This is a genomic window from Mesorhizobium sp. WSM4842, from assembly GCF_055901575.1.
The window spans coordinates 445,948-472,337 of the sequence record NZ_CM148372.1 but is presented as its reverse complement, the minus strand read 5'-3'; the positions used below and the strand labels follow the sequence as shown (position 1 = coordinate 472,337).

Annotated in this window: 24 protein-coding genes, 2 pseudogenes and 1 riboswitch; of the genes and pseudogenes, 12 read left to right on the top strand and 14 right to left on the bottom strand. The window is 63.0% G+C overall.

Going from position 1 to position 26,390, the window contains the following annotated elements; all coding sequences use genetic code 11:
• Positions 1–4: 4 nt before the first annotated feature.
• On the top strand, positions 5–367 hold the full coding sequence (locus tag AC0NIE_RS02130) for a nuclear transport factor 2 family protein (protein ID WP_473484390.1): 363 nt from the start codon (positions 5–7) through the stop codon (positions 365–367).
• Positions 368–672: 305 nt separating this feature from the next.
• Here the strand turns inward: AC0NIE_RS02130 and xylB are convergent, their stop codons facing one another.
• The 3 genes and pseudogenes from xylB to AC0NIE_RS02115 form a co-directional block, all read right to left on the bottom strand.
• Positions 673–2,127 carry a xylulokinase gene (gene xylB / locus AC0NIE_RS02125; RefSeq protein ID WP_473484388.1) on the bottom strand — a complete coding sequence of 485 codons (1,455 nt, stop codon included), beginning with the start codon at positions 2,125–2,127 and terminating at the stop codon, positions 673–675.
• A gap of 81 nt (positions 2,128–2,208) precedes the next feature.
• A pseudogene (locus AC0NIE_RS02120) lies at positions 2,209–3,532 on the bottom strand (tetratricopeptide repeat protein).
• A gap of 9 nt (positions 3,533–3,541) precedes the next feature.
• On the bottom strand, positions 3,542–4,165 hold the full coding sequence (locus tag AC0NIE_RS02115) for a LysE family translocator (RefSeq protein ID WP_473484387.1): 624 nt from the start codon (positions 4,163–4,165) through the stop codon (positions 3,542–3,544).
• 206 nt (positions 4,166–4,371) lie between these two features.
• Between AC0NIE_RS02115 and AC0NIE_RS02110 the strand changes: the two genes are divergently transcribed.
• The 6 genes and pseudogenes from AC0NIE_RS02110 (at position 4,372) to AC0NIE_RS02085 (ending at position 9,333) form a co-directional block, all read left to right on the top strand.
• The gene (locus AC0NIE_RS02110; RefSeq protein ID WP_473484385.1) at positions 4,372–5,145 is read left to right on the top strand and encodes a L,D-transpeptidase; all 774 of its coding nucleotides are present in this window, start codon (positions 4,372–4,374) and stop codon (positions 5,143–5,145) included.
• A 120-nt stretch (positions 5,146–5,265) separates the two neighbouring features.
• Positions 5,266–6,432 carry a diphosphate--fructose-6-phosphate 1-phosphotransferase gene (locus AC0NIE_RS02105; RefSeq protein WP_473484383.1) on the top strand — a complete coding sequence of 389 codons (1,167 nt, stop codon included), beginning with the start codon at positions 5,266–5,268 and terminating at the stop codon, positions 6,430–6,432.
• Between the two features lie 33 nt (positions 6,433–6,465).
• Positions 6,466–7,190: pseudogene (locus AC0NIE_RS02100) on the top strand (MBL fold metallo-hydrolase).
• Positions 7,191–7,537: 347 nt separating this feature from the next.
• Positions 7,538–7,870, top strand: coding sequence for a PDZ domain-containing protein (locus AC0NIE_RS02095; RefSeq protein WP_473484381.1), 333 nt, complete (start codon positions 7,538–7,540; stop codon positions 7,868–7,870).
• Between the two features lie 108 nt (positions 7,871–7,978).
• Positions 7,979–8,590, top strand: a complete 612-nt coding sequence (locus AC0NIE_RS02090) for a molybdopterin-dependent oxidoreductase (RefSeq protein WP_473484379.1) — start codon at positions 7,979–7,981, stop codon at positions 8,588–8,590.
• Positions 8,587–9,333, top strand: a complete 747-nt coding sequence (locus AC0NIE_RS02085) for an FAD-binding oxidoreductase (protein ID WP_473484377.1) — start codon at positions 8,587–8,589, stop codon at positions 9,331–9,333. The genes AC0NIE_RS02090 and AC0NIE_RS02085 overlap by 4 nt, the downstream gene beginning before the upstream one ends.
• A 12-nt stretch (positions 9,334–9,345) precedes the next feature.
• Here AC0NIE_RS02085 and AC0NIE_RS02080 read toward each other — a convergent pair whose 3' ends face one another.
• Positions 9,346–10,461 carry an FAD-binding oxidoreductase gene (locus tag AC0NIE_RS02080; protein ID WP_473484375.1) on the bottom strand — a complete coding sequence of 372 codons (1,116 nt, stop codon included), beginning with the start codon at positions 10,459–10,461 and terminating at the stop codon, positions 9,346–9,348.
• 23 nt (positions 10,462–10,484) lie between these two features.
• Complete coding sequence (locus tag AC0NIE_RS02075) at positions 10,485–11,732, bottom strand: aromatic ring-hydroxylating oxygenase subunit alpha (protein ID WP_473484373.1); 1,248 nt, start codon at positions 11,730–11,732, stop codon at positions 10,485–10,487.
• A gap of 215 nt (positions 11,733–11,947) precedes the next feature.
• A riboswitch (cobalamin riboswitch) is annotated at positions 11,948–12,148 on the bottom strand.
• A gap of 521 nt (positions 12,149–12,669) precedes the next feature.
• Here AC0NIE_RS02075 and AC0NIE_RS02070 point away from each other — a divergent pair.
• The 3 genes from AC0NIE_RS02070 (at position 12,670) to AC0NIE_RS02060 (ending at position 13,544) form a co-directional block, all read left to right on the top strand.
• A complete protein-coding gene (locus AC0NIE_RS02070; RefSeq protein WP_473484371.1) occupies positions 12,670–12,873 on the top strand; it encodes a DUF680 domain-containing protein in 204 nt (67 codons plus the stop codon).
• A 121-nt stretch (positions 12,874–12,994) separates the two neighbouring features.
• Positions 12,995–13,219: a DUF680 domain-containing protein gene (locus AC0NIE_RS02065; RefSeq protein WP_473484553.1), complete on the top strand. Its 225-nt coding sequence runs from the start codon at positions 12,995–12,997 to the stop codon at positions 13,217–13,219.
• Positions 13,185–13,544 (top strand): DUF680 domain-containing protein, encoded by a 360-nt coding sequence (locus AC0NIE_RS02060; protein ID WP_473484369.1) that lies wholly within the window; start codon positions 13,185–13,187, stop codon positions 13,542–13,544. The genes AC0NIE_RS02065 and AC0NIE_RS02060 overlap by 35 nt, the downstream gene beginning before the upstream one ends.
• Before the next feature lie 85 nt (positions 13,545–13,629).
• Here AC0NIE_RS02060 and AC0NIE_RS02055 read toward each other — a convergent pair whose 3' ends face one another.
• The 5 genes from AC0NIE_RS02055 to AC0NIE_RS02035 form a co-directional block, all read right to left on the bottom strand.
• Positions 13,630–14,742, bottom strand: coding sequence for an ABC transporter ATP-binding protein (locus AC0NIE_RS02055; RefSeq protein WP_473484367.1), 1,113 nt, complete (start codon positions 14,740–14,742; stop codon positions 13,630–13,632).
• A 24-nt stretch (positions 14,743–14,766) separates the two neighbouring features.
• On the bottom strand, positions 14,767–16,431 hold the full coding sequence (gene bglA, locus AC0NIE_RS02050; protein ID WP_473484365.1) for a beta-galactosidase BglA: 1,665 nt from the start codon (positions 16,429–16,431) through the stop codon (positions 14,767–14,769).
• Positions 16,432–16,435: 4 nt separating this feature from the next.
• Positions 16,436–17,590, bottom strand: a complete 1,155-nt coding sequence (locus tag AC0NIE_RS02045) for a carbohydrate ABC transporter permease (RefSeq protein WP_473484363.1) — start codon at positions 17,588–17,590, stop codon at positions 16,436–16,438.
• A 1-nt stretch (position 17,591) separates the two neighbouring features.
• Positions 17,592–18,605: a carbohydrate ABC transporter permease gene (locus tag AC0NIE_RS02040; RefSeq protein ID WP_473484361.1), complete on the bottom strand. Its 1,014-nt coding sequence runs from the start codon at positions 18,603–18,605 to the stop codon at positions 17,592–17,594.
• A 241-nt stretch (positions 18,606–18,846) separates the two neighbouring features.
• Entirely contained in the window at positions 18,847–20,202 is a 1,356-nt protein-coding gene (locus tag AC0NIE_RS02035) for an ABC transporter substrate-binding protein (RefSeq protein ID WP_473484359.1), read from the bottom strand.
• 362 nt (positions 20,203–20,564) lie between these two features.
• Between AC0NIE_RS02035 and AC0NIE_RS02030 the strand changes: the two genes are divergently transcribed.
• The gene (locus AC0NIE_RS02030) at positions 20,565–21,587 is read left to right on the top strand and encodes a substrate-binding domain-containing protein (protein ID WP_473484357.1); all 1,023 of its coding nucleotides are present in this window, start codon (positions 20,565–20,567) and stop codon (positions 21,585–21,587) included.
• A gap of 61 nt (positions 21,588–21,648) precedes the next feature.
• On the opposite strand, the gene AC0NIE_RS02025 is transcribed toward AC0NIE_RS02030, so the two are convergent.
• The 4 genes from AC0NIE_RS02025 to AC0NIE_RS02010 all read right to left on the bottom strand — a co-directional run bounded on the left by AC0NIE_RS02025 (position 21,649) and on the right by AC0NIE_RS02010 (position 24,886).
• Positions 21,649–22,044 (bottom strand): hypothetical protein, encoded by a 396-nt coding sequence (locus AC0NIE_RS02025; RefSeq protein WP_473484354.1) that lies wholly within the window; start codon positions 22,042–22,044, stop codon positions 21,649–21,651.
• A gap of 142 nt (positions 22,045–22,186) precedes the next feature.
• A complete protein-coding gene (locus AC0NIE_RS02020; protein ID WP_473484352.1) occupies positions 22,187–23,665 on the bottom strand; it encodes a S8 family serine peptidase in 1,479 nt (492 codons plus the stop codon).
• Positions 23,655–24,323: an anti-sigma factor gene (locus AC0NIE_RS02015; RefSeq protein WP_473484350.1), complete on the bottom strand. Its 669-nt coding sequence runs from the start codon at positions 24,321–24,323 to the stop codon at positions 23,655–23,657. Before AC0NIE_RS02015 ends, AC0NIE_RS02020 begins: the two co-directional genes overlap by 11 nt.
• Positions 24,320–24,886, bottom strand: a complete 567-nt coding sequence (locus AC0NIE_RS02010; RefSeq protein ID WP_095493938.1) for a sigma-70 family RNA polymerase sigma factor — start codon at positions 24,884–24,886, stop codon at positions 24,320–24,322. Before AC0NIE_RS02010 ends, AC0NIE_RS02015 begins: the two co-directional genes overlap by 4 nt.
• A gap of 495 nt (positions 24,887–25,381) precedes the next feature.
• Between AC0NIE_RS02010 and AC0NIE_RS02005 the strand changes: the two genes are divergently transcribed.
• Positions 25,382–26,386, top strand: a complete 1,005-nt coding sequence (locus AC0NIE_RS02005; RefSeq protein ID WP_473484348.1) for a zinc-dependent alcohol dehydrogenase family protein — start codon at positions 25,382–25,384, stop codon at positions 26,384–26,386.
• Positions 26,387–26,390 lie beyond the last annotated feature (4 nt).

Sequence of the window (26,390 nt, the reverse complement as noted above, 5' to 3'; positions counted from 1 at the left end):
GACCATGACCGACCTCAACACGATCGCCGAAAACTACATCGCCGCCTGGAACGAGAGCGAGGCCGCGCGCCGGACTGCCTTGCTCAAGGCGACCTTCACCGAAGACGTCAGCTATCGTGACCCGATCGTGCAGGGCGACGGCCATGATGGCATCGCCGCGCTCATCGATGGTGTCCAAAAACGTTTTGCCGGCTTCCGGTTCTCGCTGAAGGGCAAGCCGGACGGGTTTGGCGACACGATCCGCTTCTCGTGGAATCTCGGGCCGGAAGGCACTGATTCCGTTATCGAAGGCACCGACATCGGCGTCATGGAGAATGGCCGCCTGAAAAGCGTCACCGGCTTTCTCGACAAGGTTCCGGCACAATGAAGACTTCGTGGCGAGACGGGGGCGACACACCCCCCTCTGGCCTGCCGGCCATCTCCCCCTCAAGGGCAGCCCCCTCAAGGGCAGCCCCCTCATCCGGCCGCTTCGCGGCCACCTTCTCCCCGCTGGGGAGAAGAGGCTGGCGCCAAGGTCGGCGATCTCCTCTCCCCCCGGGGAGAGGTCGAATTGCCCCGAATTGCTCTTCGCAATTCGGTTGGCAATCCGGGTGAGGGGGCGCTTGCCTAAAAGCCATAGCCATACCCTTGAGGGGGAGATGGCCGGCAGGCTAGAGGCGGCTAAACCCTCGCTCATGCGGTCGCAGCCTTGATGGCTGGGTAAAGCAAGCGATAGCGCTGATAAGCATCCGCATAGGCGTTGCTTAGCGCGGCGACCGGTTCGATGGTGGCATCGGTGGCTGGCGCCGTGCACACTCTGAGCGGATCGGCGCCCGTCGCCGCGATCATGCCGAGCCGGGACGCACCGAAGGCAGCGCCGAAATCGCCATCGGCCGGGATGTCGACGGGCAGGCCGAGCGCGGTGGCGATTGCCTTCAGCCAATAGCGCGAGCGCGAGCCGCCGCCGATCGCCGTCACTCGTGTCAGCGTCGTGCCGGCCTTGGCCAGGGCTTCGAGACTGTCGCGAAAGGCGAAAGCCACGCCCTCCAGCACGGCCTGGGTCAACACGGCGCGGCTCGATTCATGCGCAAGCCCAGTAAACGAGCCGCGAATGGCCGAATCATTGTGGGGCGTGCGCTCGCCGGAGAGATAGGGCAGGAAGGACACGCCGGTCGGCGCCTTCAGCGTATCGCCGAGCTCGGCGGTCAGCTCGCCGGCGCCTTTCCCTGATATCTCCGACAGCCAGTTGACCGAATCGGTTGCCGACAGGATGACGCCCATCTGGTGCCAGGTGTCGGGCAGCGCGTGGCAGAACGTGTGCACCGCGCTTTCCGGGTTTGGCAGATAAGACGCATTGGCGGCGAACAGCACGCCTGACGTGCCAAGCGAGACGAAGGCCTGGCCGGCTGCCACCGTGCCCATGCCGCAGGCCGAGGCCGCATTGTCGCCGGCGCCGCCGGCGATCGGGATGCCGGCCTGCATCCCCCATTTCGAGGCCAATTCGCTGCGCAAGGCGCCGGCCTTCTCAGTGCCTTCGACCAGCGACGGCATCTGCCCTTCATCGAGCGACGTCGCGGAAAGCAGGTCGGTTGACCAGTCTCGCTTGCCGACATCGAGCCAGGACGTGCCTGCCGAGTCCGACATCTCAGAAATATGCTCGCCGGAGAGCCAGAGCCGCAGGAAATCCTTCGGCAGCAGGACCTTCGCCACTTTGTCGAAAATATCCGGCTCGTTGTTTTTCACCCAGACCAGTTTTGGTGCGGTGAAACCGGGGAAGACGATGTTGCCGGTGAGCTTGCGAAAACGCGGATCGGCGTCGAGCTTGGCCGCCTCGGCATGGCTGCGCGTGTCGTTCCAGAGGATGCAGGGGCGCAGCACCTGGTCGCCGGCATCGAGCAAGGTGGCGCCGTGCATCTGGCCGGAGAGGCCTATGCCTTTGACCGCGGCAAGTTCTTTCGAATGGGAAACCTTGAGCTCGGCGATCGCGTCCTCGCAGGCGCGGATCCACTCGGTGGGGTTCTGCTCGGACCAGCCGGGATGCGGCCGCGACACGTCGAGCGACGCGTGGCCGGAGCCGATGATGGTCTGCCCGGCATCGATCAAAAGCGCCTTGACGCCCGACGTGCCAAGATCGAGGCCGAGATACATGGTGTCCTCCCACTGCCATTAATTTTTTCGGATCTCGAAAAAATCTGACTTGGCAGTTTTTAAGACAAGATCCGCCTCCGGTCAATTCTCCGACAAATCGGCAGCCCGCCGCGAAAGCAGCGCCGACAGCGGGCTGTCCGGCCGCGCCAGCGCGCGTTCCGCGGCAAGCGCCCGTGCCAGCGCATGGTCGCCGGAACGCAGCGCCGCCTCGATCAGCGTCAGGTCGATGACGTCGCGTTGCGCGTGGCTGCCGCCGAAGCGGTGGGCGATCACCCGGATTGGCCGGATCAGGCCCACCGTCTCGGTGTAGTTGCCATCGCCGAATGCCTTGATGGCGAGCGTGAGGGGGATGGCCGACATCCCGGGTGAAAGCGGCGTTGTCGTCGTTGCCATGCATGGCCTCGCGCTGCGCCTCGAGCAAGGTGCGAACCGGCGCTTCTTGGCCGGCGCCGACGAAAGCCATCATTGCATGGGCATCGTTGAAGGCATAGTTGCCGGCGCCGGCCTTGGCCCAGTTGGCGGCAAGTGCTGCCCAGCGGGCGCCGACATCGATGCCGCCGAGATGCAGTCGCCACAGGATAGCCGAGGCATCGACCATGTTGAGCGCCAGCGTCGAGCGCTCGCCGTAGATCGGGCCGTCATAGAGCGCCAGCACCTCGCCGGTCTCGCCGAGATCGTAGTGGAACAGCGCCAGATGCCACCAATTATGCACCTGCAGGAAGCTTTCCAGCGTCCACGCTTCCGGGTTGGCGCGCATCCATGCGATGCCGTCCCTTTGCCGGCTCTGCATTTCCATGACATGAGCGACGGCGTGCTGCGCCCAGCCGTCGCGCGGCTCGATGTCGACTGCTGCGCGGCCAAGCTTTTCGGCGCGCGCATAGTCGCCCATCTCCTCCAGCCCGAACGCCTGCATGCCGAGTATGGCGTGGTATCCCGGCATGCCGCTCTGCCACGACGGCAGCGCGCGGCCGATGCGGTCGCGCAACATACGGGCATTGCCGGTGAAGAAATCAATCTGGTGCCCGGTCTGCAGCGCCAGCGCGTCGAGCGGGAAGTCGATGGCGATCTCCTCGAGCAGACGGGCGGCTTCATGCCAGTGTCCTCCGGCAAGATGGCCAAGTGCTGCGACATGCGCCTGTTCGCGCGACGTGGCGGCAAGCGGCAGTGCCGCCTCGTGGCATGTCCTGGCCACGGCCGTTGCTTCGCGTTCGGTGGCGAGGCCGAAGAGATAGCCCTTGAACACATGCGCCATGACGAAGCCGGGATCCTCGGCGATGGCGCAGTCGACCGAGGCGATCGGATCGCCGATGAAGCACTGCAGTTCGCGCACGGCCTGGCTGTAGGACGAGAACCCGGCCTCGGTCGCGCCCGAAAACGTCAGGCCGAATGCATCCCTGACTGCCATGTCATGTCCTCAATTGCCCGAGCGCATCGCCACCGTGGCGATGCCGGCGCCGACCAGCAGCGTGCCGCCGGTGCGGTTGAAGATGCGGATCGCCCGGGGATTACGCACGACGTTGCGCGCCCTTGCCGCGATCAGCGCGTAGCCGAAGGCATTGGCGAAGGCGAGCGCCAGGAAGGTCGTTTCGAAGATCAGCATCTGCGTCCAGAAATCGGCGTGCCGGTCGAGGAACTGCGGCAGGAAGGCGACGAAGAAGGTGATGCTTTTCGGGTTGAGCGCGGTGACCAGCCAGGCATGCGCCATCATCTTGGCCGAGGACACCGCGTCCAGGCGCGGCTCGGCCTTGAGCGTGCCACCGGCGCGAAACAGCTTTACGCCGAGATAGATCAGATAGCCGGCGCCGATCACCTTCAGCACGGTGAACACGGTGGCCGACGCCGCCAGCAGTGCGCCTATGCCCAGCATCGACAGCGTCATCGCCGTAAAATCGCCAAACGCCACGCCAACCGCCATCGGCAGCGCGGTGCGCCAGCCCTGACCGAGCGCATAGGACACGACCAGAAGGATGGTCGGGCCGGGAATGACAAGAAGGATCGTCGAGGCGGCGGCAAAGGCGGCCCAGTTTTCGAAGGACATGTTCGTCTCCTTGAGCTCAAAGAAGAGGATAAATCCTTGGGCTCGCAAAGATGTAAAGGGGCTGCATCGAAAATGTGCGGCGCGACGGCTCGGCCAGGAGGTTAAGGTAGGCAAGATGTCTTCACGCTTTTTCAACTATGATTGGTGAAAATGCATCCTATCCGGCCGGGACCGTGTTTCCCGCCGACAGCGTAGGGTTTGGGTAGATGCGTGAGTTGACGCGAGGTCTGACGTCGCCGTACGGCGGCGACGCCATCGACATCGAAATTTCCGAAAACCAGCTTTCCCGCCGCGCGGTGTTGTCCGGCGCCGGTGCCATGGCGTTGCTCGGCGTCGCCGGCTGCAGCCAGACGCTCGACCTGTCGGCGCTGCAACTCGACGGCGTCACAACCGGCGCGATCACCCCCATCCGCCCGAGCATCAGCGTCGATAAGAACATCACCAGCCCTGGTGTGATGTATGCCTCCGTCACCGACGGCGGCTTCACGCTGCCGGAAGTGCCCTACCTCAAGGTCAAGCCGGAGTTCCGCCGCCAGATCGTCGTCGACCCGACCGGCGAGCAGCCCGGCACCATCGTCGTCCATTCTCAGGAGCGGCTGCTCTATCTGGTGCAGCCCGGCGGTGACGCGATCCGTTACGGCGTCGGCATCGGCAAGGAAGGCTTCCGCTGGTCCGGCCGCGCCAACATCCAGTACGGCAAGGAATGGCCGACTTGGAGGCCGCCGGCCGAGATGATCGCCCGCAAGCCGGAACTGGTGAAATGGCAGGCCGGGCAGCCCGGCGGCCTCGACAACCCACTCGGCGCGCGCGCGCTGTACATCTACCAGAACGGCCAGGACACCGGCTACCGCATCCACGGCTCGCCCGAATGGTGGAGCATCGGCCAGGCGATGTCCTCGGGCTGCGTTCGCCTGATCAACCAGGACGTCATAGACCTCTACAGCCGCGTGTCGAGGAAGAACCCGGTCGTCGTCGTCTGACTCTCCCGGTCGTCGTCTGACCTGATAGCGCGGCCGGCGCGGCTGCTCGACTCTCCCGTTGCGCGATCTCGCAAGACAGGCGAATGTGCCTGCAAAGCCACTGCTCGGGAGACGTGAAGCATGTCCGGAACTTTTGTGATCGCGCAAGGCGGCGGTCCGACCGCCGTCATCAACCAAACGATGGTGGGCGCCGCGCTCGAAATCCGCAAGCGGCATCCCGGCGCCAAGGTCCTGGGCTCGATCCATGGCGTGCGTGGCATTCGTGACGGCAACTATGTCGATCTCTCAGCCATTCCGGAGGATCGGCTGCGGCTGATTGCGGCAACGCCGAGCGCCGCGCTTGGCTCGACCCGCGACAAGCCGGATGACGCCTATTGCGAGATCATCCTCAACGGCCTGAAGAAAGCCGGCGCCGACGCCTTCATCTATATCGGCGGCAACGACACGTCGGGCACGCAGCAGATCCTGACCGACGCCGCCGGTGGCAAGATGGCTTTCGTCCATGCGCCGAAAACCATCGACAACGATCTAGAGGAGAACGACCACACGCCCGGCTTCATTTCGGCAGCCGAGTTCGTCGCCGGCGCCTTTCTCTCGGTCGACCTCGACTTCCGTGCTCTGCCCGGCATCTATGTCGGCATCGTCATGGGGCGGCATGCCGGTTTCCTCACCGCCGCCGCCGCCGCATGGCAGCTTGATCCCGACAGCGGCCCGCATCTCGTCTATGTGCCGGAGCGCCCGTTCTCGGCCGCGGCCTTCATCGACGATGTTCGCGCCACGCTTGACCGCCACAAGCGCTGCATCGTCGCCGTGTCCGAAGGCGTCAGCACCGCCGACGGCAAGGCGCTGGTCGAAAGCCTTGTGCCGCCGGACAAACTGGAGCGCGATGCGCATGGCAACGTCAAGCTGTCGGGCAGCGACCTGCCGGCCGCCCTCGAGCGCGCCCTGGCCGAAGGATTGCCGGGCAAGCGGGCGCGAGTCGATGCGCTCGGCTACATGCCGCGCGGCTATGTCGGCGCCATCAACGCCGTCGATGCGCAGGAAGCCTTCGATGCCGGCGTCTTTGCGGTCGCTGTCGCCGAACAGGGCGGCGGCTCGGTGGCGCTGCAATATGACGGCGAGAAAACCGTGCTGAACAAGGTGCCGCTGAAAAACGTTGCCGGCAAGACCCGTCACATGCCCGACGATTTCATGCTGCCTGAAGTCAACCAGCTCTCCGATGCGGGAATGGCCTATCTGAAGCGGCTGGTCCCCGAAAAATATAAGGTTGGAAAACCGTTTGTCTGATGCCGGGTCTCTCCTGATGCCGGGTCTCTTCTGATGCTTGACTGGTTCAGCAAGACCGTCATCGACGCCGATACGACGATGCTGACCGAGCCGTTCGTGCATGATTTCGTGCGCGCCAACATCTGGCATCTGCGCGGCCGCGACCTCGACCTGCTTGTCGACACCGGCATGGGCATCCGCCCGCTGGCGCCGGAGATCGACACGCCCGATGGCAAGCCGCTGCTCGTCGTCGCCACCCACATCCATCTCGACCATGTCGGCTCGCTGCACGAATTCCCGCTGCGGGCAGGGCCCAGGATGAGTGCCGCGCAATTCGACAGCATGGACGACGCCGTCACCTACGCCCACATGTTTCATGATCTCGACGGCGCGTCTCGAAGCTGCCGGCGCCAGGCTGGAAAGCGGTCGATTACAAGATTCCGCCGGCGCCGCTGACGCGGACACTCGACGAGGGCGATCTGGTCGATCTCGGCGACCGGCAATTCCGCGTGCTGTATCTGCCCGGCCATTCGCCCGATTCGATCGCGCTGTTCGATGAGGCCGACGGCCTGTTCTTCGCCGGTGACGCCATCTACGACGCCATCCTGATCGACGACCTGCCGGACTCCGACAGGCGCGCTTACCGCCGCACCATGCAGCAGCTGCTCGACCTGCCGATCCGCATCGGCCATGGCGGCCATGGCCCGAGCTTCGACGCCAGACGCATGCGCGAAATCGCCAGCGGCTATCTCAGGCGGACAGACGGGATCGGCGCATAGGAGGCTTCGATGACCGGCAGGATAGAGGCGGGAAGATATGCGAGCTCGTGATTCCCTGTCAGCAAGTTTGTTCTTGCTTTGTGCCGGCAGCTATGTTATCAATTTCCGCATGGTGCTGATCGCGCCAACCCGCCGCAAGGTGGGTTTTTTGTTTCAGGTCGTGCGCTACCTCCCTTCATCAGGGTTCGACTCCAGCCACGCATCAGGCGAGCGGGCGACACCGACCCGTTAGATTAAATCTTCGTAATATCATCTAGAAACCGCGATCTCCGCCCTAGATGCGGGGCTGTCGATCCGGTCGGCTGCCTGCCAGGCGAGGCAATGCAGACGAAGTGCAGACGGCATCGGTGGGCGACTCAGACACACCGTCCGCACAGCAGGGCCTTCGTGCTCCTGCGATCGGCCTCGGCCTGATGGACGTCACTCCTAATGTCCGACAAGCGATGAATCTGACGCACAACCAGCGCGGCGCGCTGGTCGAGAGCGTCAATCCTGACAAGACGGCCTCGGCTTCCGGTATGCAGCCCGGCGACATCATCGTCGCCGTCAATCAGGCGCCGGTGCGGAACGCCAGGCAGGCGGACCAGGCGATTGCGCAGGTCGGGAAGAAGTCCGTGCTCCTGCTCGTCGAACGCGGCGACGCGCAGATGTTCGTCGCCGTGCCCTTCGCCAGTGGCTGAAGCGGCGCATTGCCGCGAGGTTGCAGCCAAAATTATGGTTGCCCGCCAGAGCATCTTCGAGAAGACTGGTGAAGGCCGACAGGCGGCCTGATTTAAACGGATTTCCCGATGGTCACCCGCGGCTTCTTTTCAGGACGAAAGCCTCCGACGGATACGGATGCGCGTATCCCGCCGGGGCAGTATCTCGAGCAAGGGTTTCCGGTGCTGTCGGCCGGGCCGACGCCGCGCGTGAGCACCGAGGACTGGTCGTTCACGCTCAAGCACGGACCGCGGCCGATCAAGAAGTGGAACTGGACAGAGTTCAACGCGCTGCCTTTGACCAAGATGACCCGCGACATCCATTGCGTGACCGCATGGACCAAGTTCGACACGGCGTGGCAAGGCGTGCTGGTCGACGATATTCTGACGGATGCCGGCATCGAGCCGCCGACCGGCTTCACGCTGGCACTGTCGTTCGACGGCTACACCACCAACGTGCCGACGAAGGATCTCACCGCCGGCAAGGCGATGGTGGCACTGCTTTACGAAGGCAAGCCGATCACGCCGGACCATGGCGGCCCAGCGCGGCTGCTGGTTCCGCATCTCTATTTCTGGAAGTCGGCCAAATGGCTGAACGGGCTGCAGTTCACCGAGCGCGACGAGCCCGGGTTCTGGGAGCTGCGCGGCTATCACATCTATGGCGACCCGTGGCGCGAGCAGCGCTATACGGGCGATCCATGAGCGACGGGCCGGCGGCGCAGTCGCCTTGGCAGACGGTCACCATCAGCCGCATCGAAAAGCGCACGCCGCGCGTCACCAGTTTTTTCCTCCAGCCGTCGCGGCCCTTCGCCTATCGTGCCGGGCAGCATGTCGATGTCAGGCTGACGGCGCCGGACGGCTATCAGGCGCGCCGCTCCTACTCCATCGCCTCGGCGCCGGAAGCCGGCGAGACGATCGAACTGGCGATCGAAAGGCTCGATGATGGCGAGATCTCACCCTTCTTTCACGATATCGCTGCGGTCGGCGATGAGGTCGAACTGCGCGGACCGCTCGGCGGCCACTTCGTCTGGTCCGACAGCGACGGCGGCCCGCTTCTGCTGGTCGGCGGCGGGTCCGGCGTGGTTCCGCTGATGGCGATGGTCCGCCATCGCGCCGCGCGCAAATCAACGGTGCCCGCGGCGTTGGTGTTTTCCGCACGGATCTGGGACGAGGTGATCTTTCGCGACGAACTGATCGACTTCCATGATCGCCGGGACGGCTTCGATCTGGTGTTGGCGCTGACTCGCGAGCCGGCCCGGCGCCCGGCGGACTATTCGCGGCGGGTCGATGCCGCGATGATGGAGCAATCGATGGCGCGGCTGCCCGCGCCGCCAAGGTTAGTCTTTGTCTGCGGCTCGAATGCCTTCGTGTCGGCCGCCGCCCAGGCGCTGATCGATGCCGGCGTTCCGGCAAGCCTCATCCGCACCGAGCGTTACGGGGTTTAAGCTCCCCGCCGGTTAGGCGTCGATCTCGATCGCCGTCAGCGGCTTCGAACAGCAGGCAAGGATGAAGCCGTCGTCGATCTCGTGATCGAGGATGCCGCCATTGTGGCTCATCTCGACTGTGCCCGAGACCTTTTTCACCTTGCAGGTTCCGCACAGGCCGAACTCGCAGGCTGCGGGAATTCGTACGCCCGAAGCGCGCGCCGTCTGCAGCACGGTCTGGCCGGCAACGCAGTCGGCATCGACATCCGAAAGCGAAAAGCGGATCGGCGTTGCGGCCTCAGTAGGTATCTCGACCCCGCCCTCTGCCGGCCCACCCTCTGCCGGCGAACCGAACGGGGCCGGTATTTCCTCCACCCCTGGGGCCGCAAAGCTTTCCTGATGATAGTTGGCCATGTCGAAGCCGGCCGCCTCCAGCATCTGCCGCACGGCGCGCATGAACGGGTCGGGGCCGCAGCAGAAAATTTCGCGCTCGCGAAAATCGGGCGCCAGCAGCGGCAGCCGTATCGCGTCGATCCGGCCCATATGGCCGAACCAGCCCTCGCGGCTGGACCGCTCCTCGATCATGAAGCCGAGCGTCAGGCCCGGCATGCGGCTGCCGAGCAATTCGAGCTCCTTGCGGAAGATGATCTCCTCGGGCTTTCGCGCGCAGTTGACGAAGCCGACATCTGTCCAGGGCGCGCAATCGTTCAGCCAGCGCAGCATCGACATCATCGGAGTCACGCCGGAGCCGGCCGAAATGAACAGATATCTGGCCGCGGGATGGCTGTGCAGCGAAAAGTTGCCCGACGGCCCATAGGCCTTCACGTGAACACCGGGCTTCAGATTGTCGAACATCCAGCGTGTGCCGAGGCTGCCGGGCTGTGCTTTCACCGTCACCGCGATCGAGAACGGCCGCGACGGCGAGGACGACAGCGTATAGGTCCGCATCAACGGGCCCTCGGTGGTCGGCAGTTCCAGCGTCACGAACTGCCCCGGTCTGTAGCGGAACCAGGTCTGGTTGTCGGAGCGGAAGGTGAAGGTCTTCACGTCAGGCGCCTCGTCACTGACGCCGATGACTTCCAGCACCTGGAGCCTGTCGTTCCAGGGCGCCATCTCGTCGAGATGGCGGTAGAGGCCGAGGTCCGTCATCGTATTCATCCCCTTGGCCTCGCTCAGGCGACGCTGCGCAACGCCGGCCGCCCGCCCTCGGCAAGGCGCGGCCCGATGAAGGAGGCGTACCATTCGACGAACTGGATGACGCCGCCCTCATGCAGTTCCGAATAGGGGCCGGGCTCATAGGCCGGCGACAGGATGCCGAAGGCGTTTTCCTCAACGATGCGGCGGTCCTGGTCGTTGGTCTCGGTCCAGACATGGGTGAGATCGGCGAGGTCGTAGTCGACGCCTTCGACCGCGTCCTTGTGGACAAGCCATTTGGTGGTGACGGCCGTTTCCGTGGCACTGATCGGCAGCACGCGGAAGGTGACCGCATGATCGCCGAGGATATGGTTCCAGGTCGTCGGATAGTGATAGAGCAGCAGCGAGCCGATACCGTCGGTCGAAACGTCGTCGGAGAGGTTCTTCTTCACCGCACGTCTTCCCGTCATCGTGTAGCTAACGGCATCGCGCAGCAGCGGGGCGCGGGTGGCGCGATACTGCCCGGCCGGATCGATGCGGAACTTGCTCGGCAGGCCCGCCGCCTCGCATTTCGCCCAGTGCGCGAGCATCTCCGGATCGCTGTCGGCGCCCTGCACGCCGGTGACGGTCGGCGCTTCCGGGAATGTCTTGCACAGTTCCGGATGGTTGCCGGCGCAATGGTAGCACTCGCGGTTGTTCTCCCAGACGAGCTTCCAGTTGCCCTTCTCGACGATGGTCGATTCGAAGGCGATTTTTGCCTCGCGCAGCCGGTGCGGCAGGAGGTAAGGCTCGATCATGGCGCGCATCGGCGCGAAATCGGCGGGCTCCTTGGCCAGGCAGATGAAGATGTAGCCACTGATGCTTTCGCAAGCCACCGGCTTCAGGCTGAACTGGCTCTTGTCGAAGCCGTCCGCCATCTGCCTCGCGAACAAGAGCCTGCCGTCCAGCTCGTAGGTCCATTGGTGATAGGGGCAGACGAGCTTCGCCGCCGTACCCTTGTCGGCGTTGCAGACGCGGCTGCCGCGATGCCGGCAGGAATTGTGGAAGGCGTTGATCTTGCCTTGCTGGTCGCGGACCAGCACGACCGGATAGTCGCCGATCTGCGCGGTGATGTAGCTGCCCGGCTTCGGCAACTCGCAATCGTGGCCGATGAACAGCCAGTCGCGATACCAGATCAGCTCCATGTCGAGCTTGAAGAAATCGGGATCGGTGTAGAAGGGCTGCTCGAGCGAGTAGCCTTCCCTGCGGCCGTGCAAGAGCCTCAGCATGTCGTTGCGCGCATCCATGTCCTGTCCTCATAGCCGTCGCATCGGCCCGAAATCGGAATCGATTTCGGAAAGCACGATGCGCAATTCAAAGTCTTGGAGCGTACGTTGTGCGTCCAAATGGACGCATGTCGCTCCAAAGACTGAACTGGTGGTGATGGAGGGAGGATCGGCCGCAAGCCGGCGACAGGGCCGGGCATGCACTATCCACCTCTTGACCGCCCACCGCGATCAGTCGAGTCTAGAAATCTCGGGCTGGTTTCCGGGCTCTGGAGTGTCCTTGCGGACCATCGCGACACCTTCCCAGGCTTGGGCCCAGTGGTCTCCCGTTGCGACTTGAACTCCACCACCGTTGCGGGGGCAGCGCCGGGTTCTGACCGGCTTCCCAATTCTCCGCTTCGTCGTCACCAAGCGGCACCTGAGATGGCGTGATCTAATCATGACGGCCGGCTGACTGTCCGCATGAAAGCGACATCGTATCCATGCGGCGCGACACTGCCGGCGAAACCTGTGGGCCGGGATTTGAGGAAGGTGAACTTTGCGCCTGCTGCGAGCGCTGCCGGTCCTGAAAGCGTGCCGGATTGACCATTGCAGGGCGCCGAAATGGTTAACGATTCGACAACAACTCAGCACCGGCTTTTTAAGCCGCTTCTAAAATCGAACCGAACGGTTCGTTTCTGTTGACAATGCGTGCATGACGCTGTGAACGCAGGTCCGGCAATCCGTCAAATGGTCGATTAGCCTCTTTGTCCTAAACCTTTGAAAACAAAACAGAAAGCAATGACGATAGAAGCCTCTGGTACAATTTCAAGGTGTAGATTCTTGGTCCACACGGAACAACTTCGTGATTGGAATCTGCCGGATGGCCTTCCCACATCGGGGCTGTCCGGACGACGCGAATTCCTCCCAAGACACGCCGCTAGACGGACGGAAAACTAAAGATACTGGAGTTCCAAAAATGAAAAAGATTGCTCTTATTGCCGTCGCCGTTCTGGCCATCACCGGCAGCGCCTTTGCTGGCAGCGACCATTATGGGTCCAACGGCGCCAATCAGCCGACCGCCTCGGTCGACAGTTCGTATACGGCTTCCATTCAGAAGTCGGCTCACGCTGAAAAGCCCGTCGACCAGGGCGCCGACCGCAACCTTTTCGGCAACAATTAACAGCTGATCCCAGACCATGATCCCGAAGTGGAAACCGGTTTTCGTAAAAGATCATGGTCAAACAACAAGACAAAGCGGCCAGTCCGCCGCTCGGGATCTGAAAAATTCAGGAGTACTAGAAATGAAGAAGATCATTCTTGCCACCGCCGCCATCCTGGCTGTCTCCGGCAGCGCTTTTGCCGGCAGCGACAACTTTGGATCGAACGGCGCCAACCAGCCGGCCGCTGCGGTCGACAACGGCTCGTACACGGCTTCGATTCAGAATTCGGCTTCGGCGCAGAATCCGGTTCCGGCTGACGAGAAGCCCGTCAATGGCAGCGACCGTAACCTCTTCGGCAACAACTAATGTCGATCCCAACAGCAGCGGCGGCATTGTCTTTCACAAAGACCGAGGCCGCCGCGCTGATGGGATACGAGAATCCAGGATTACTGAAATGAAGAAGATCGTTCTCACCGCTGCGGCACTTTTGATTGCTGCCGGCAGCGCCTATGCCCGCAACGACAAAGTTGGCGGAACCGACATCAACAAGCAGGCGACCGTCAACGTCGACAACACGCAGACGTCTTCGGTAGGCAATACCGGCTCGCTGGTTTACAAGCTGATCAATTCCTCGGGCGACATACAGAAGTCCGCCCCGCAGGGCAGCGACCGGAACCTGTTCGGCCGCTAACAGCGACCTGAATGCAATGCACAAGAGCGGCGGGCTCTGCCCGCCGCTCTTGTTTTTGCCTTCGCCAAACTGCCTGATCCAGTAGTTAGGCTGCCTTTGCTTCCGCCATGTGGAGTGTGAAGGAATGTCCGTCGGCGTCGAAAATATGCAGGTCGCCGGGATCGGCATTCAACCGCAACGCAGCGCCGCGCTTGACTTCGGCATTGCCTGGCAGCTTGGTCACCAGCGGCAGGTCGGCGCGGCCGATGTCGACATAGACGAGCTGGACCTCGCCGAGCTGCTCGACATAATCCACCGTTCCCTCGAAAAGATAATCGGCGCCGGTGGCGATCATCAGATCCTCCGGCCGCACGCCGAAGCTGACCGAAGCACCCTTCGCGGACGCCGGCGTGGCGATCGGCACCGTCGCCTTGCGCCCGCCGACATGACTGACGATGGTCGGGTCGCCTGATTTGTCGATCGTCGCCGGCAGGATGTTCATGGCCGGCGAGCCGATGAACTGGGCGACGAACAGATTGCCGGGTCTCTTGTAGAGCTCCATCGGCGTGCCGACCTGCTCGATGTGGCCCTCCTTGAGCACGACGATGCGGTCGGCCAGCGTCATCGCCTCGACCTGGTCGTGGGTGACGTAGATCATCGTCGTAGCAGGCATCGACTCCTTGAGCTTGGCGATCTCGATGCGGGTGGCAACCCGCAGTGCCGCGTCGAGGTTCGACAGCGGCTCGTCGAACAGGAAGACCTTAGGGTTACGCACGATGGCGCGGCCGATGGCGACGCGCTGGCGCTGGCCGCCCGACATCGCCTTGGGCAAGCGGTCGAGGTATTTGGTCAGCTGCAGGATTTCCGCCGCCTGGCGCACCCGCTTGTCGATCTCGGCCTTGCTCTCCTTGCCGATCTTCATCGAGAACGCCATGTTGTCGTAGACGGTCATGTGCGGATAGAGCGCATAGGACTGGAACACCATGGCGATGCCGCGCTTCGACGGTGGCACGTCGTTCACCACCTCGCCGTCGATCTTGAGCTCGCCGGAGGTGATTTCCTCAAGTCCGGCGATCGACCGCAGCAAGGTCGACTTGCCACAGCCCGAAGGGCCGACGAAGACGATGAACTCGCCCGACTTTATGTCGAGGTCGATGCCGTGGAGAATGTTGAGATTGCCGTATGATTTCTTCACTTGCCTTAGCGTGACATCGGCCATGATACCCTCCGGTGAATTGCAAACTCAGTCGATACGCCCGAACCAGGCGCTGTAGCCGCCGAGGCGGATAGAGCCGGCGGCAGTCTGTCCCGAAAACCCGTGCCCCGGCAAGGGCTGCAGCGAGCGTCGGCCAAGATCGATTTCGGCCGGTCGGCTGCCAAGATTGAAGGCGCAGACGATCTGCTCATTGCCCTCGCGGCGCGTGAAGGCGACCGTATCGCCCTCGCTTTCGATGAAGTCGATATCGCCCTTGGCCAGCGCCGGATGTAAACGGCGGAAGGCAAGAAAGCGCCGGTAATGTTCGAACAGCGAGCTGTCGTCGCCCTGCTGCACATCGACCGCTTGCGAAAGGTGCTTGGCGGGCACGGGCAGCCATGGCTTTGCCTTGGAGAAGCCGCCATTGCTGTCGGCGCCATTCCAGACCATCGGCGTGCGGCAGCCGTCGCGGCCCTTGAATTCCGGCCAGAAGCGGATGCCGTAGGGGTCCTGCAGATCCTCGAATTGCAATTCCGCTTCGCCAAGACCGAGTTCCTCGCCCTGGTAGATACAGACCGAGCCGCGCAGCGACATCAGCAGCGCCGAGATTACCTTGAGATAAGCCGTCTGGTCGGCCTCGCCGGCCGCCCAGCGCGAGGCAGTGCGCATCACGTCGTGGTTGGAAAAGGCCCAACACGACCAGCCGTCGCTGGCGACCTTGCCAAAGGCTTCCAGCACCGAACGCACCTTTGCCGCGCTGATCTTTTCGGGCGCCAGGAAGTCGAACGAATAGCACATGTGCACGCGCTTGCTGCCGGCGGTATAGGCCGCCACCACCTCCAGTCCGCGCTGCGAATCGCCGACTTCGCCGACCGCCGCCGTCGCCGGATATTCGTCGAGCAAGGCGCGGAAGCGCTCGAGGAAGCCGAGGTTTTCGGGGCGGCTCTTGTCGTAGAGATGGTCCTGGTAGTTGTAGGGGTTTACGGAAGGAGCAGTCTGGTCGTTGCGCTGTTCGGGCGGCAGCGGCGGATTGTCCTCCAGGCCCTGGCTGTGGAAGTAGAAATTGATGGTGTCGAGGCGGAAGCCGTCGACGCCGCGCTCCAGCCAGAAGCGGGTGACATCGAGCAGCGCATCCTGGACCGCGCGGCTGTGGAAGTTGAGATCGGGCTGCTCGGCCAGGAAATTATGCAGGTAATATTGCTGGCGGCTGGTGTCCCACTGCCAGGCCGAACCGCCGAAGATCGACAGCCAGTTGTTGGGTGGCGTGCCGTCGGGCTTGGCGTCGGCCCAGACATACCAGTCCGCCTTCGGGTTGGTGCGGCTCGAGCGGCTTTCCCTGAACCACGGATGGATGTCGGCGGTATGCGACAGCACCTCGTCGATCATCACCTTGAGCCCGAGCCTGTGCGCCTCGGCGGTCAGGGCATCGAAATCGGCCAGCGTGCCGAACATCGGATCGACGTCGCAATAGTCTGATACGTCGTAGCCGAAATCCTTCATCGGCGACTTGAAGAACGGCGAGATCCAAATGGCATTGACGCCGAGCGCTGCGATGTAGGGCAGCCTGCGGATGATGCCCCTGAGGTCGCCGATGCCGTCGCCGTTGGAGTCCTGGTAGCTGCGCGGATAGATCTGGTAGATCACGGCACCTCGCCACCAGTCGCGGTCGACGGCGACGTAGGGACTCAACGTCGCTTTCACAGCGGATTGCATGAGCTCAACCTCCTTTCACCGAGCCGGCGAGCAGCCCGCGGACGAAATAGCGCTGCAGCGAGAAGAACACGATCAACGGCACGACAATGGTGATGAAGGCCGATGTCGTCAGGATCTCCCAGTCGCCGCCGCGCGAGCCGAGCAACGCGTTAAGCTTGGCGGTCAGCACGATCTGGTCGCCCTCGGTACCGAGGAAAACCATCGCAACCAGCAGATCGTTCCACACCCAAAGGAACTGGAAGATGGCGAAGGAGGCCAGCACCGGGAACGACAGCGGCAGTACGATCTTGACGAAGATCTCGAAATCACTGGCGCCGTCGATCCGCGCCGATTCCATGATTTCGCGCGGCAGGCCGGCAATGTAGCTTCTGAGGAGATATATGGCGAAGGGCAGGCCGAAGCCGGTATGCGCCAGCCAGATGCCGAGATAGGTTTTCGACGGCACGCCGAAGAAGCTGCCGACGCCGTTGTAGAGCTTCAGCAGCGGGATCAGCGACATCTGCAGCGGCACGACCAAGAGGCCGATGATCACCGCGATGAGCAACGCCCGGCCGGGAAAGCGCATCCAGGCCAGCGCATAGGCCGCGAACGCCGCGATCAGGATCGGGATGACCGTCGCCGGAATGGTGACGGTCAGCGAATTCATGAAGGAGCGGCCGATGCCTTCCGAAAACAGCACCGTACTGTAATTGTCGGTGGTGAATTTCGGCGGCGCCGACGAGGCGTAGTAGACGCGCTGGCCGCGCTCGCCCTCGAAGGCCTTCGTTGAGGTCATGACGAAACTGCCGTCGGCGTTGAGCTGCAAGGTCTCGCCGTCGCCGAGATCGGCTGTGGTGCCGGCGGGATATTGCGTCGGCGCCGACGACTTGACGCCGAAGGCGCTGATGTCGCGGGCCGGATCGTCGCCGAAGATGTTGCCCTCGAGGACGAACTTGCCGTCCTTCTCGACTTGCGCCGAGGCGGGTGGCAGCCGGCCCGCTTCCGTCTGGGTGGAACTGGCGAACGAGTTCCACCAGCCCGAGGCGATGATCTGATCCTTGTCGCGCAGCGACGAGACGAGAATGCCGAGCGTCGGGATAGTCCAGATCGCGACGAAGATGAAGACCGCGATATGGACGCCGAAACGGCTGGCAAAGGACTTTCCGGTCGCCGCGGCCATCTCAATGCCCTCCCGTCTCTTTGTTGGCCTGGCGGATGTTCCAGACCATGATCGGAATGACCGCGATCATGATGATGATGGCGATGGTGGCGCCGCGGCCGAAATCGCCGCCGCCGCGGAACATCCAGTCGAACATCAGATTGGCCAGAACCTGGCTGTTCCATTGGCCGTTGGTCATGGTCAGCACGATGTCGAAAACCTTCAGCACCAGGATGGTGATCGTGGTCCAGACGACGGCGATCGTGCCCCAGATCTGCGGCACCATGATCTTCCAGAAGATCTGGAACGGATTGGCGCCGTCGATGACGGCCGCCTCCAGCGTCTCTTCGGGAATACCCCGCAAGGCAGAGGACAGGATGACCATGGCAAAGCCGGTTTGGATCCAGATCAGGATGATCATCAGGAAGAAATTGTTCCAGAACGGCAGCGAGATCCAGACCTGAGGCTGGCCGCCGAAATACTGGATGATGGCGTTGAGCAGACCGATCTGCGTCTGGCCCGCGCCGCGATACTCGTAGATGAATTTCCAGATGACGCTGGCGCCGACGAAGGAGATGGCCAGCGGCAGGAAAATCAGGCTCTTGGCGATGGTGCCCCACCAGATCTTGTCGGTAAGGACGGCGATGATCAGCCCGAGGAAGGTGCAGGCGGCAGGCACGACCGCCAGCCAGATGATGTTGTTGAAGATGGCGTTGCGGAACTCGCGGTCGCCGAACGCCCATTCATAATTGGCGAAGCCGACGAAATTGGCGCCACCGCGATCGAGCAACGACAGCCTCAGAGTCTCCACGACCGGGTAGATCAGGTAGATGGTGAGGATGATCATGGCCGGGCCGACGAACAGCCACGGCCGGATCATCCCCTGCCGGCGCAGATTGTCGATGGCCGCAGCACCTGCAACGCCGCGCGACGGGAAGATGATGTCCACCAGTTTGTTGGCGCCCCAGAAATAGGCGACGCAGCTGCCGACGCCGACGATGATGACTGTTATGGCCGAGAAAATCTGAGCCGCCACGGGTCCCTCCCTCTGCGCATGATCCGCCAGTCGAGAATGGATTTGGCGACGGGATCATGGGCCGATTCAGTTGTTTGGAACGCAACCGGATGCAAGGCAGGGTTCTGCTCTTGCGGGTCGCGCGTCATGCCGGAATGTGCTCATAAATAAAGATTGCTGCGCCGCGGGCCGCCGGTCGGATCCGGGCCACTGGGGCCCGGATCCATTCAGGATCGGCAGTCCGAACGTTCAGCCGGGCCGCCTACTTGATCGCGTCCCAGCTCTTCTGGATGTCGGTGGCGACATCCTGGGCGGACTTGCCGCCGACGAGATCGATCATGCCGGTCCAGAAGGCGCCGGCGCCGATCTTGCCCGGCATCAGATCGGACCCGTCGAAGCGGAACGTCGAGGCTTCGGCAAGGATTTCGCCCTGCTTCTTCAGCGCGTCGCTGGCATAGGCGTCCTTGTTGGCCGACTTGAACGGCGTCACGAAGCCGCCCTGCGCCATCCAGATCTCATGGGCGAGCGGCATCTTCAGGAATTCGATGAACGCGCGGGCACTCTTGCTATCCTTGGTGATCATGGCCAGCGTGCCGGCGCCGAGCACCGGGGTGCCGAGGTCGGGCTTGGAGGCGTAAGGTGGGAAGTAGAAGAAGTCGACGTCCTGGCCGACCTCAGTGCCTTCCGGGAAGAAGGTCGGGATGAACGAAGCCTGATGATGCAAGTAGCATTTAGGCGGCACCGAGAAGAGGCCTTTCGGGCTGTCGCGGAAGTCGGTCGCCGCAACTGCCTTGGCGCCGCCGTCGACCATCTTGTCGTCGGTCGCGATCTTGCCGAACATGTCGATGGCGTTGACCACCGCGGGGTCGTTGAACGGAATCTCGTTCTTCACCCATTTGTCGTAAGTCTCGGGCGTCTGGGTGCGCAGCATGATGTCCTCGACCCAGTCGGTCGCCGGCCAGCCGGTGGCGCCGCCCGAACCGAGCCCGATGCACCATGGTGTGCCGCCGTCGGCGATGATCTTCTTTTCAAGCTCGGCGAGCTCTTCCTGCGTCTTCGGCACCTCGTAGTCGGCTTCCTCGAAATTGTCCGGCGAGTACCAGACCAGCGATTTCACGTCGGCCTTGTACGGGAAGGCGAAGAAGCCCGGCTTGCCGTCCTTGTCGTTGAAGGTGCCGAGATCGACCCATGACTGGCCGGCGCCGTAATTGTCCTTGATCCAGTTGGCGGTGTCGTCGCCGAGCGGCGTCAGCAGGCCCTTGGACGCCAGATCCTGGATCAGGCCCGGCTGCGGCAGCACGGCGATGTTGGGCGGGCTGCCGGCCTGCGTGTCGATGACGATCTGCTGTTCGTAATTTTCCGACGAGGAGTATTTGATCTCGGCGCCGGTGGCCTCCGAGAAATAGTCGAGAACGGTGCGGATGAGGGCTTCGTCCTCGCCGCGCCATGGTCCGAAGATCGACAGCGTCTCGCCCTTGAGGTCGACCTTCTTGAGCTCTTCGTAGTTCGCCCAGTTGAAGCGGGGGTCTTCACCCGGCTTGAACTTCAGTTCGGCTTGCGCCGGCGCGCCTAGGGCGAGCGTGACAAACGCGGCGCCCAGCAGAAGCATTTTCTTCATCGGTATTCCTCCCAGTGGTCACAAGCACTCGGACGAAACCTCCATTCCGTCCGCCGACGCTGCAGGACTGTGACTCAGTCGGAAAGGAACCGCAACCTTTCGAAGAGTCTTCCAAAGCGCTTTGGTCTGTTCGATCACGCCACTGAATCGATCATAAGTCAAGAGGGGGCAGGCTAATCGATTTAGTATCTGTCATATAAGAGCAAAGAAAGTGCGCTGCAGCATGCTTTTTTGGCGCTGCAGCAGCAAATTTTGCTTCAAACCGGTCAGAAACGGTGCTTATGGTCTTTGCATTCGGCAGCGCCGCCCGTAGCGGTCCAAGCGATCCATAGTTAAAGCGCTTTGAGGCTTGGAGGCCTCCGGTGAACCTCAAACAGCTCTCCCACATGCTGGCGCTTTCGCAGACCACGGTAAGCCGCGCGCTGAATGGCTATCCGGAAGTCAACGAGGAAACGCGCCGGCGGGTGATCGACGCCGCCAAGCGCCACGGCTACCGCCCCAACCCGAGCGCGCGCCGGCTGGCTACCGGCAAGACCGGGATGATCGGTTATGTCTTGCCGACCGGGACGGCCGTCGACATCGACCCGCATTTCGTCGAGTTCCTGTCCGGTCTCGGCGACTACGCCCGTTCGCACGAACTCGACCTGGTGCTGTCCCCGGCCGATGCCGACGACCAGGAGACCACCTATCGGCGCGTCGTCGCCAACCGGCAGGTCGACGCCGTCTATATCTCGTCGCCGAGGCCGGCCGATCGGCGGGTGGCGCTGGTCAACGCGCTCGGCATCCCCTTCATCGTCCATGGCCGCAGCGAAGGCCTGGATTTCGACTATCCTTTCACCGACATCGACAATGAGGGCGCCTTCCACGAAGCGGCACGGCTGCTCGTCCAGCTCGGGCACCGGCGGCTGGCGCTGATCAACGGCGACGACCGCGAGACCTTCGCCATTCACCGCGAGCGTGGCGTGCGCCGGGCGCTGGCGGCGAGCGGTCTGGTGCTTGGCGAAGGCCATGTCTGTTCCCTCGCCATGACCGAGGAGAACGGCTACCGCGCCGCCAGACGGTTGCTCGAGCTGAGCGATGCGCCGACCGCGATCGCCTGCTCCAGCCTGATCATGGCGCTCGGCGTCGTGCGCGCAGTGCGCGACCTCGGCCTGACCATTCCGGGCGACCTTTCGCTGATCGCCCATGACGACGTCTTCCCCTGGCTGAAGCCGGAGAATTTTTCGGTGCCTTTGTCGACGACGCGTTCGTCGATCCGCTTGGCCGGCGCGCGCATTGCCGAGCGGCTGGCGGCGCGGATTTCCGGATTGGAGGAAGGCGCCCGCGGCGAAGTCTGGCCGGTCGATCTGGTGATCAGGGGATCTGTCGCCGGCGCGCCGACGTAGGGATCAAATTCCAATCACTCTGAGCGACCGAGTTCGACCCGCTGCAGACATAAGACCGCAATCACGTTTGAGGCCAACGCTTCTTCGGTGTTTGTGCGGCCAAGGCAATGGTTTTTTCGTCACGTTCGCGAATATCGATCACATCACGGGCGGAAAACGGTAACTCAACCCCACTCCAAAGCTCATCATTCTGATCAACTGCATACGGATCGTTATCGAGGACACCCAAGTAGCCTCCGTCGATCCGCTCACCCACCAGCACCCACATGCGCTCTACGGCGACGGGTTCATTCTCATCATCGACCGAAATTCGAAAGATCAGTTTCGCGAGATCTCCCGGTTGCAACCCTTCTCGTTCATGCGAATCGGGTATCCAGAATGTGTTCGGCGACGCCCGATGATATTCCTCGCCATCATCCAGGCACCACCCGTCCAATTGGAAATCCGGTTCACGCATTGCTCTATCTTAGGGGCCACATGGATGTCGGGAAACCACCCATCTCGGCCATCAGCGACAACGAGTTTTGAGCCTATTCCATGTCGCCCAAAAATGCTGCGGTTTGCGATAATGCATAAAACAGAAGCTTGAAGCGTTAGACCTATTCCTTCGCCGCCTCGGCCGCCTTGGTGTCCAGCAGCCCATAGCCGAAATCATTGTCTCGTCCCTTGGGGCCGAGATCCTTGGCGGTGGCGGCCAGCGCTTTCTCGACCCAGTCGGCGGAACGGTCGGGCGCGGCATGAAAGAGATTGGCGATCGCGCCGGTCACGATGGCTGCGGCAAACGAGGTGCCGGTGACCACATCCGAACCGGCCCCGCTCGGCGCCACCATCTCGACGCCGGGAGCGGAGAGGAAGACGTAGGCGCCGCGATTGGCTTGCTGCATCAGCCCGTCCTTGGCATCGGTAGCAGTCACCGCGATGACGCCGTCGAAGGCGGCCGGGTAGCCGTAGGGCGCCTTGGGTCCGTTGTTGCCGGCGGCGGCGACCAGCACGATGCCCAAGGCGCGAGCATTGCGGCAGGCGATGCCGAGCAGGTCGTTCTTCGGGCCGACGAAGCTCATATTGATGATGCGGACATCCTGCTCCGCCGCCCAGTCGAGCGCCGCCAGGATGACATCCATGGTCGACTTGCCGCCCTCGAAGGCGCGGGCGTGATAGATCTTGGCGCCCGGCGCCATGCCCTTAAGCGCGCCGACGCCGGCGATCAGGCCGTCGATCGAGGTGCCGTGATCGCGCGCCTCGATCGGCACGTCGGGCATGGCGTCGAACTGATCGGCGATGACGCCGGAGAGCGCCGGATTGGTATCGTCGATGGCGGTGTCGATGACGGCGACGCGTACATTCTCGCCGCTCGCCGCTCTCGAATCGAGCGCGATGCGCTCGAAGGCATAGTTGACGATGGTGGCTGCCTGCTGCAGCGAGTAGATATGGTTGGGCTCGCGCCGCAGGGTGCGGCCGTCGGCGGCAAGCTGCGCCAGCACGACACCGACCGGGCGGCCGTCGGGAATGCCGAAGCGCACCAGCGTGGTGCCGAGCAGCTGAGACTGGCGCTGCGAGCGCACCTCGAGGCCAAAGGAAGCGGCGATCTGCTGGACGGCGTCGCCATCCACCGTCACCAGCACCTCGTCGGGCACGAAATCACCGATGACGGCGCGCCGCGGCCCGGCCGCGATGAGATTGGTGGGCGAAACGATCGGACCGCCCGGCGCGGCGGTCTGTATCGCTGCCGCACCGGCAGGCGGGACCGGCGGCGGCAACGCACCGCTGGCCGGATCGCGGCGCGGATCGGGCGTCGGCAGCGGCGCCTGGCCGCCGCCGACCGGATTGGGGAACAGGTCGACGATCAGCGCGGGGAGAAAGACAGCACCTGTCGCGGCGGAACCTGTGCCGGGCCTTTCGCCGCTACCATCCTCTGTGTCGCCCTTGACGCAGTCGGCCGCCGCCGTCCCTCGGTTCAGGCAGTCGATTTCTGCCTGGGTGAGGTTCGGATCATTGGTCTGCGCCAAGGCAGGCGCGGCGGCGATCGTCATCGCCGCCACAACGAGCGCCGCAAATCGAATGACCGCCCTAGCCGCCATCGACCGGCTTCCTTCCCTCGACCACAGCCTCCGCGAAAGGCTGGGCGGCAATAAGCCCAAGCACTTTTTCATAGTCGGCGGCAGTCGTGGCCGGGATGCCAAGGCGGAAGACACCGTCGGCGGTCGGCCCGCCGGCAATCTTCAGCTGGTGTTCGCCAAGAAAAGCGACAATGTCGGCCATCTTCGCGTCCGGCTTGAACTTCACCAGCGCGAACGGCATTTTCGCCAGATCGCCTTGCTGGCCGGCAATTTCGAAATCGCTGTCCAAGCCGCCGGGCTGCTCAAACGACTGCACGACAACAAGCGCCAGCAGAGCCGCGGCCGCAGCCCAGGCGACGGCGGCGGGAACCGCCGTGAAGCGGCCCCACGCTTGTGCCAGCCAGGACGACGACGCCGGCGCGCGCACCGGGCCGGCCTCGGCGTCGAGCGCCCGGGCGAGGCGGCTGAGCGCATCGGCCGGCGGACGGATCGCCTCATTGGATGCAGCGGTGCTGGAGAATTCTGCTTCGGCCTCGCCGAGTGCGGCAAGCGCTGCCGGGTCAGTCGCCAGCCATTCCTCGACGGCTTCGAGCTCCGCACCTTCAAGCGAGCCGTTCAGATAGAACGGCAGCAGCGTTTCCATTTCATCGCGACGCGACATCTTTTCAGCGGCGCTCATGGCCACCCCCTGTCGTAACCGGCGGCCTTGAGGGCCTCGCCGAGTTTCTTGCGGGCGTAGAACATCCTGGTCTTGACGGTGGCAACCGGAATGCCGAGCACCTCGCCGATCTCGGTCACCGACTGTCCGTGGTAATAGGCAAGGTCGATCACCGTTCGGTGTTCTTCCGGCAAGGCATCGACGAAGCGCCGCAACGCGGCGCCCTTGTCTTCCTTCATGGTGACGACTTCCGGCGTATCGGCGCCGTCGGCGATCTGGGCCGCGTCATCGTCGTCGATCCAGTCTTCCTTTTTCTTGCGCAGCGACGACAGCGCCTTGAAGCGGGCGATGCCGAGCAGCCATGTCGAGACTTCCGAGCGGCCCTCGAAGCCGGGCGCCTGGCGCCAGAGTTCGAGAAACACTTCGTTGGCGATATCGTCGGCCATCATTTCCGATCCGGTCTGGCGCACCACGAAACGGTAGACCCGCGCGTGGTGGCGCATGAACAGGAGCCGCACGGCGGCGCGGTCGCCCTTCGCGACCCGGCCGACAAGCGCGCGATCGGTTTCCGTCGCTGCCGTCATGGCCGATCGAGCCGCCTGGCTCCTGTCTGCTCTGTCGCTGATCGGCCCAAAAAGGTTCACCGCTTTCCGCCCGGATTTTCGAAAGCTAACCGAAGAGCGGAGAGGTTGCCAGAGTATACCGTTCCCCCGTTCTTAGGGGTCCAGTCTCAGTCAGGGGCGCCAAGCAAAAGGCGGCCGTCAGGCTCGCAATGACGACGGCCACAAGGCGGCTCATGCGCGTCGGGCAAGGTGCAGTCCTTCAGCCTCGGACGGAGCGCCATTGGACGACACCGCCGCGCAGGATTCCCGACAGTTTTGTAACTCACCGGTCCGCTGCCGGGCGACTAAGGTCCCGATCGCAACCACTAACCCAGCTGAAGAAGCGAATGTCATGACCAACTACAGCTTTGCGGCCGCGACTCGCGGATCGATCGCCGATGCCGGTGTTGGATGCGCTCAATCGTCCATGCGACTGGTGGGGCGCATGAAGCCTTGCGCGGTCGGAAGGAGCTATCCATGAGACAGATTAGGCTGAAAGCGCCGGGAGGCTTGGAAAATCTCAAGCTGGTCGAGACGGATTGCCCGGAACCAGGGCCGGGTGAGTTGCTTGTCAGGATACGGGCGTGTTCGTTGAATTTCCACGACAGCATGGTGGCGCTGGGAAAGAAACCGTGCGCCGATGGCCGTATCCCGCTGTCCGATGGCGCTGGAGAAGTGGTTGCGGTCTCAGATGATGTCCAAGAATTCAAGGCCGGAGATGCCGTCGTCAGCACCTATTGGCCCCATTGGCTGGCCGGCGAACCGACGCCAGCCAATAAGACGGGCGAATTGGGAGATGATGTTGACGGCTATGCCCGCGAATATGTGTGCATGCCGTGGCACGCCTTCACAAGGGCACCGGCAGACTTCACGCATATGGAGGCGGCAACGCTTACCTGTGCCGGCGTTACCGCCTGGAAAGCCCTGATGGTGTGCGGGCAGGTAAAGCCCGGTGATACGGTGCTGGTCCTTGGCACGGGAAGTGTATCGCTGTTCGCGCTGCAATTCGCAAAAATTGCGGGCGCTCGCGTTATTGCAACCTCCTCATCGGAGGAGAAGCTGGAAAAGCTGAAGCGGTTTGGAGCCGACATTGTCGTCAATTACAAGGCAGTGCCGGATTGGGGCCAGAAGGTAAGGATTTTGACGGACGGACGCGGCGTCGATCATGTGATCGAGGTTGGCGGGCCCGGCACGTTGGAGCAGTCGATAACAGCTTGCAGGATGGGCGGCCACATCGCACTAATCGGTGTCTTGACTGGTTTTGCCGGACAAGTTTCGATCCCGGCCCTGTTTTCCAATCAGACTAGGGTAAGCGGAATCTCGATTGGCAGCAGGGCAGACCAAGAAGACATGATTCGTGCCATAGAGGCCAACCGTTTGAAGCCTGCTATCGACCGCGGTTTTCCGCTGCAGGAGATCGCCAATGCCTTCAAGCACTACGAGTCCCAAAAGCATTTTGGCAAGGTCTGTCTCGAACTTTGACTGC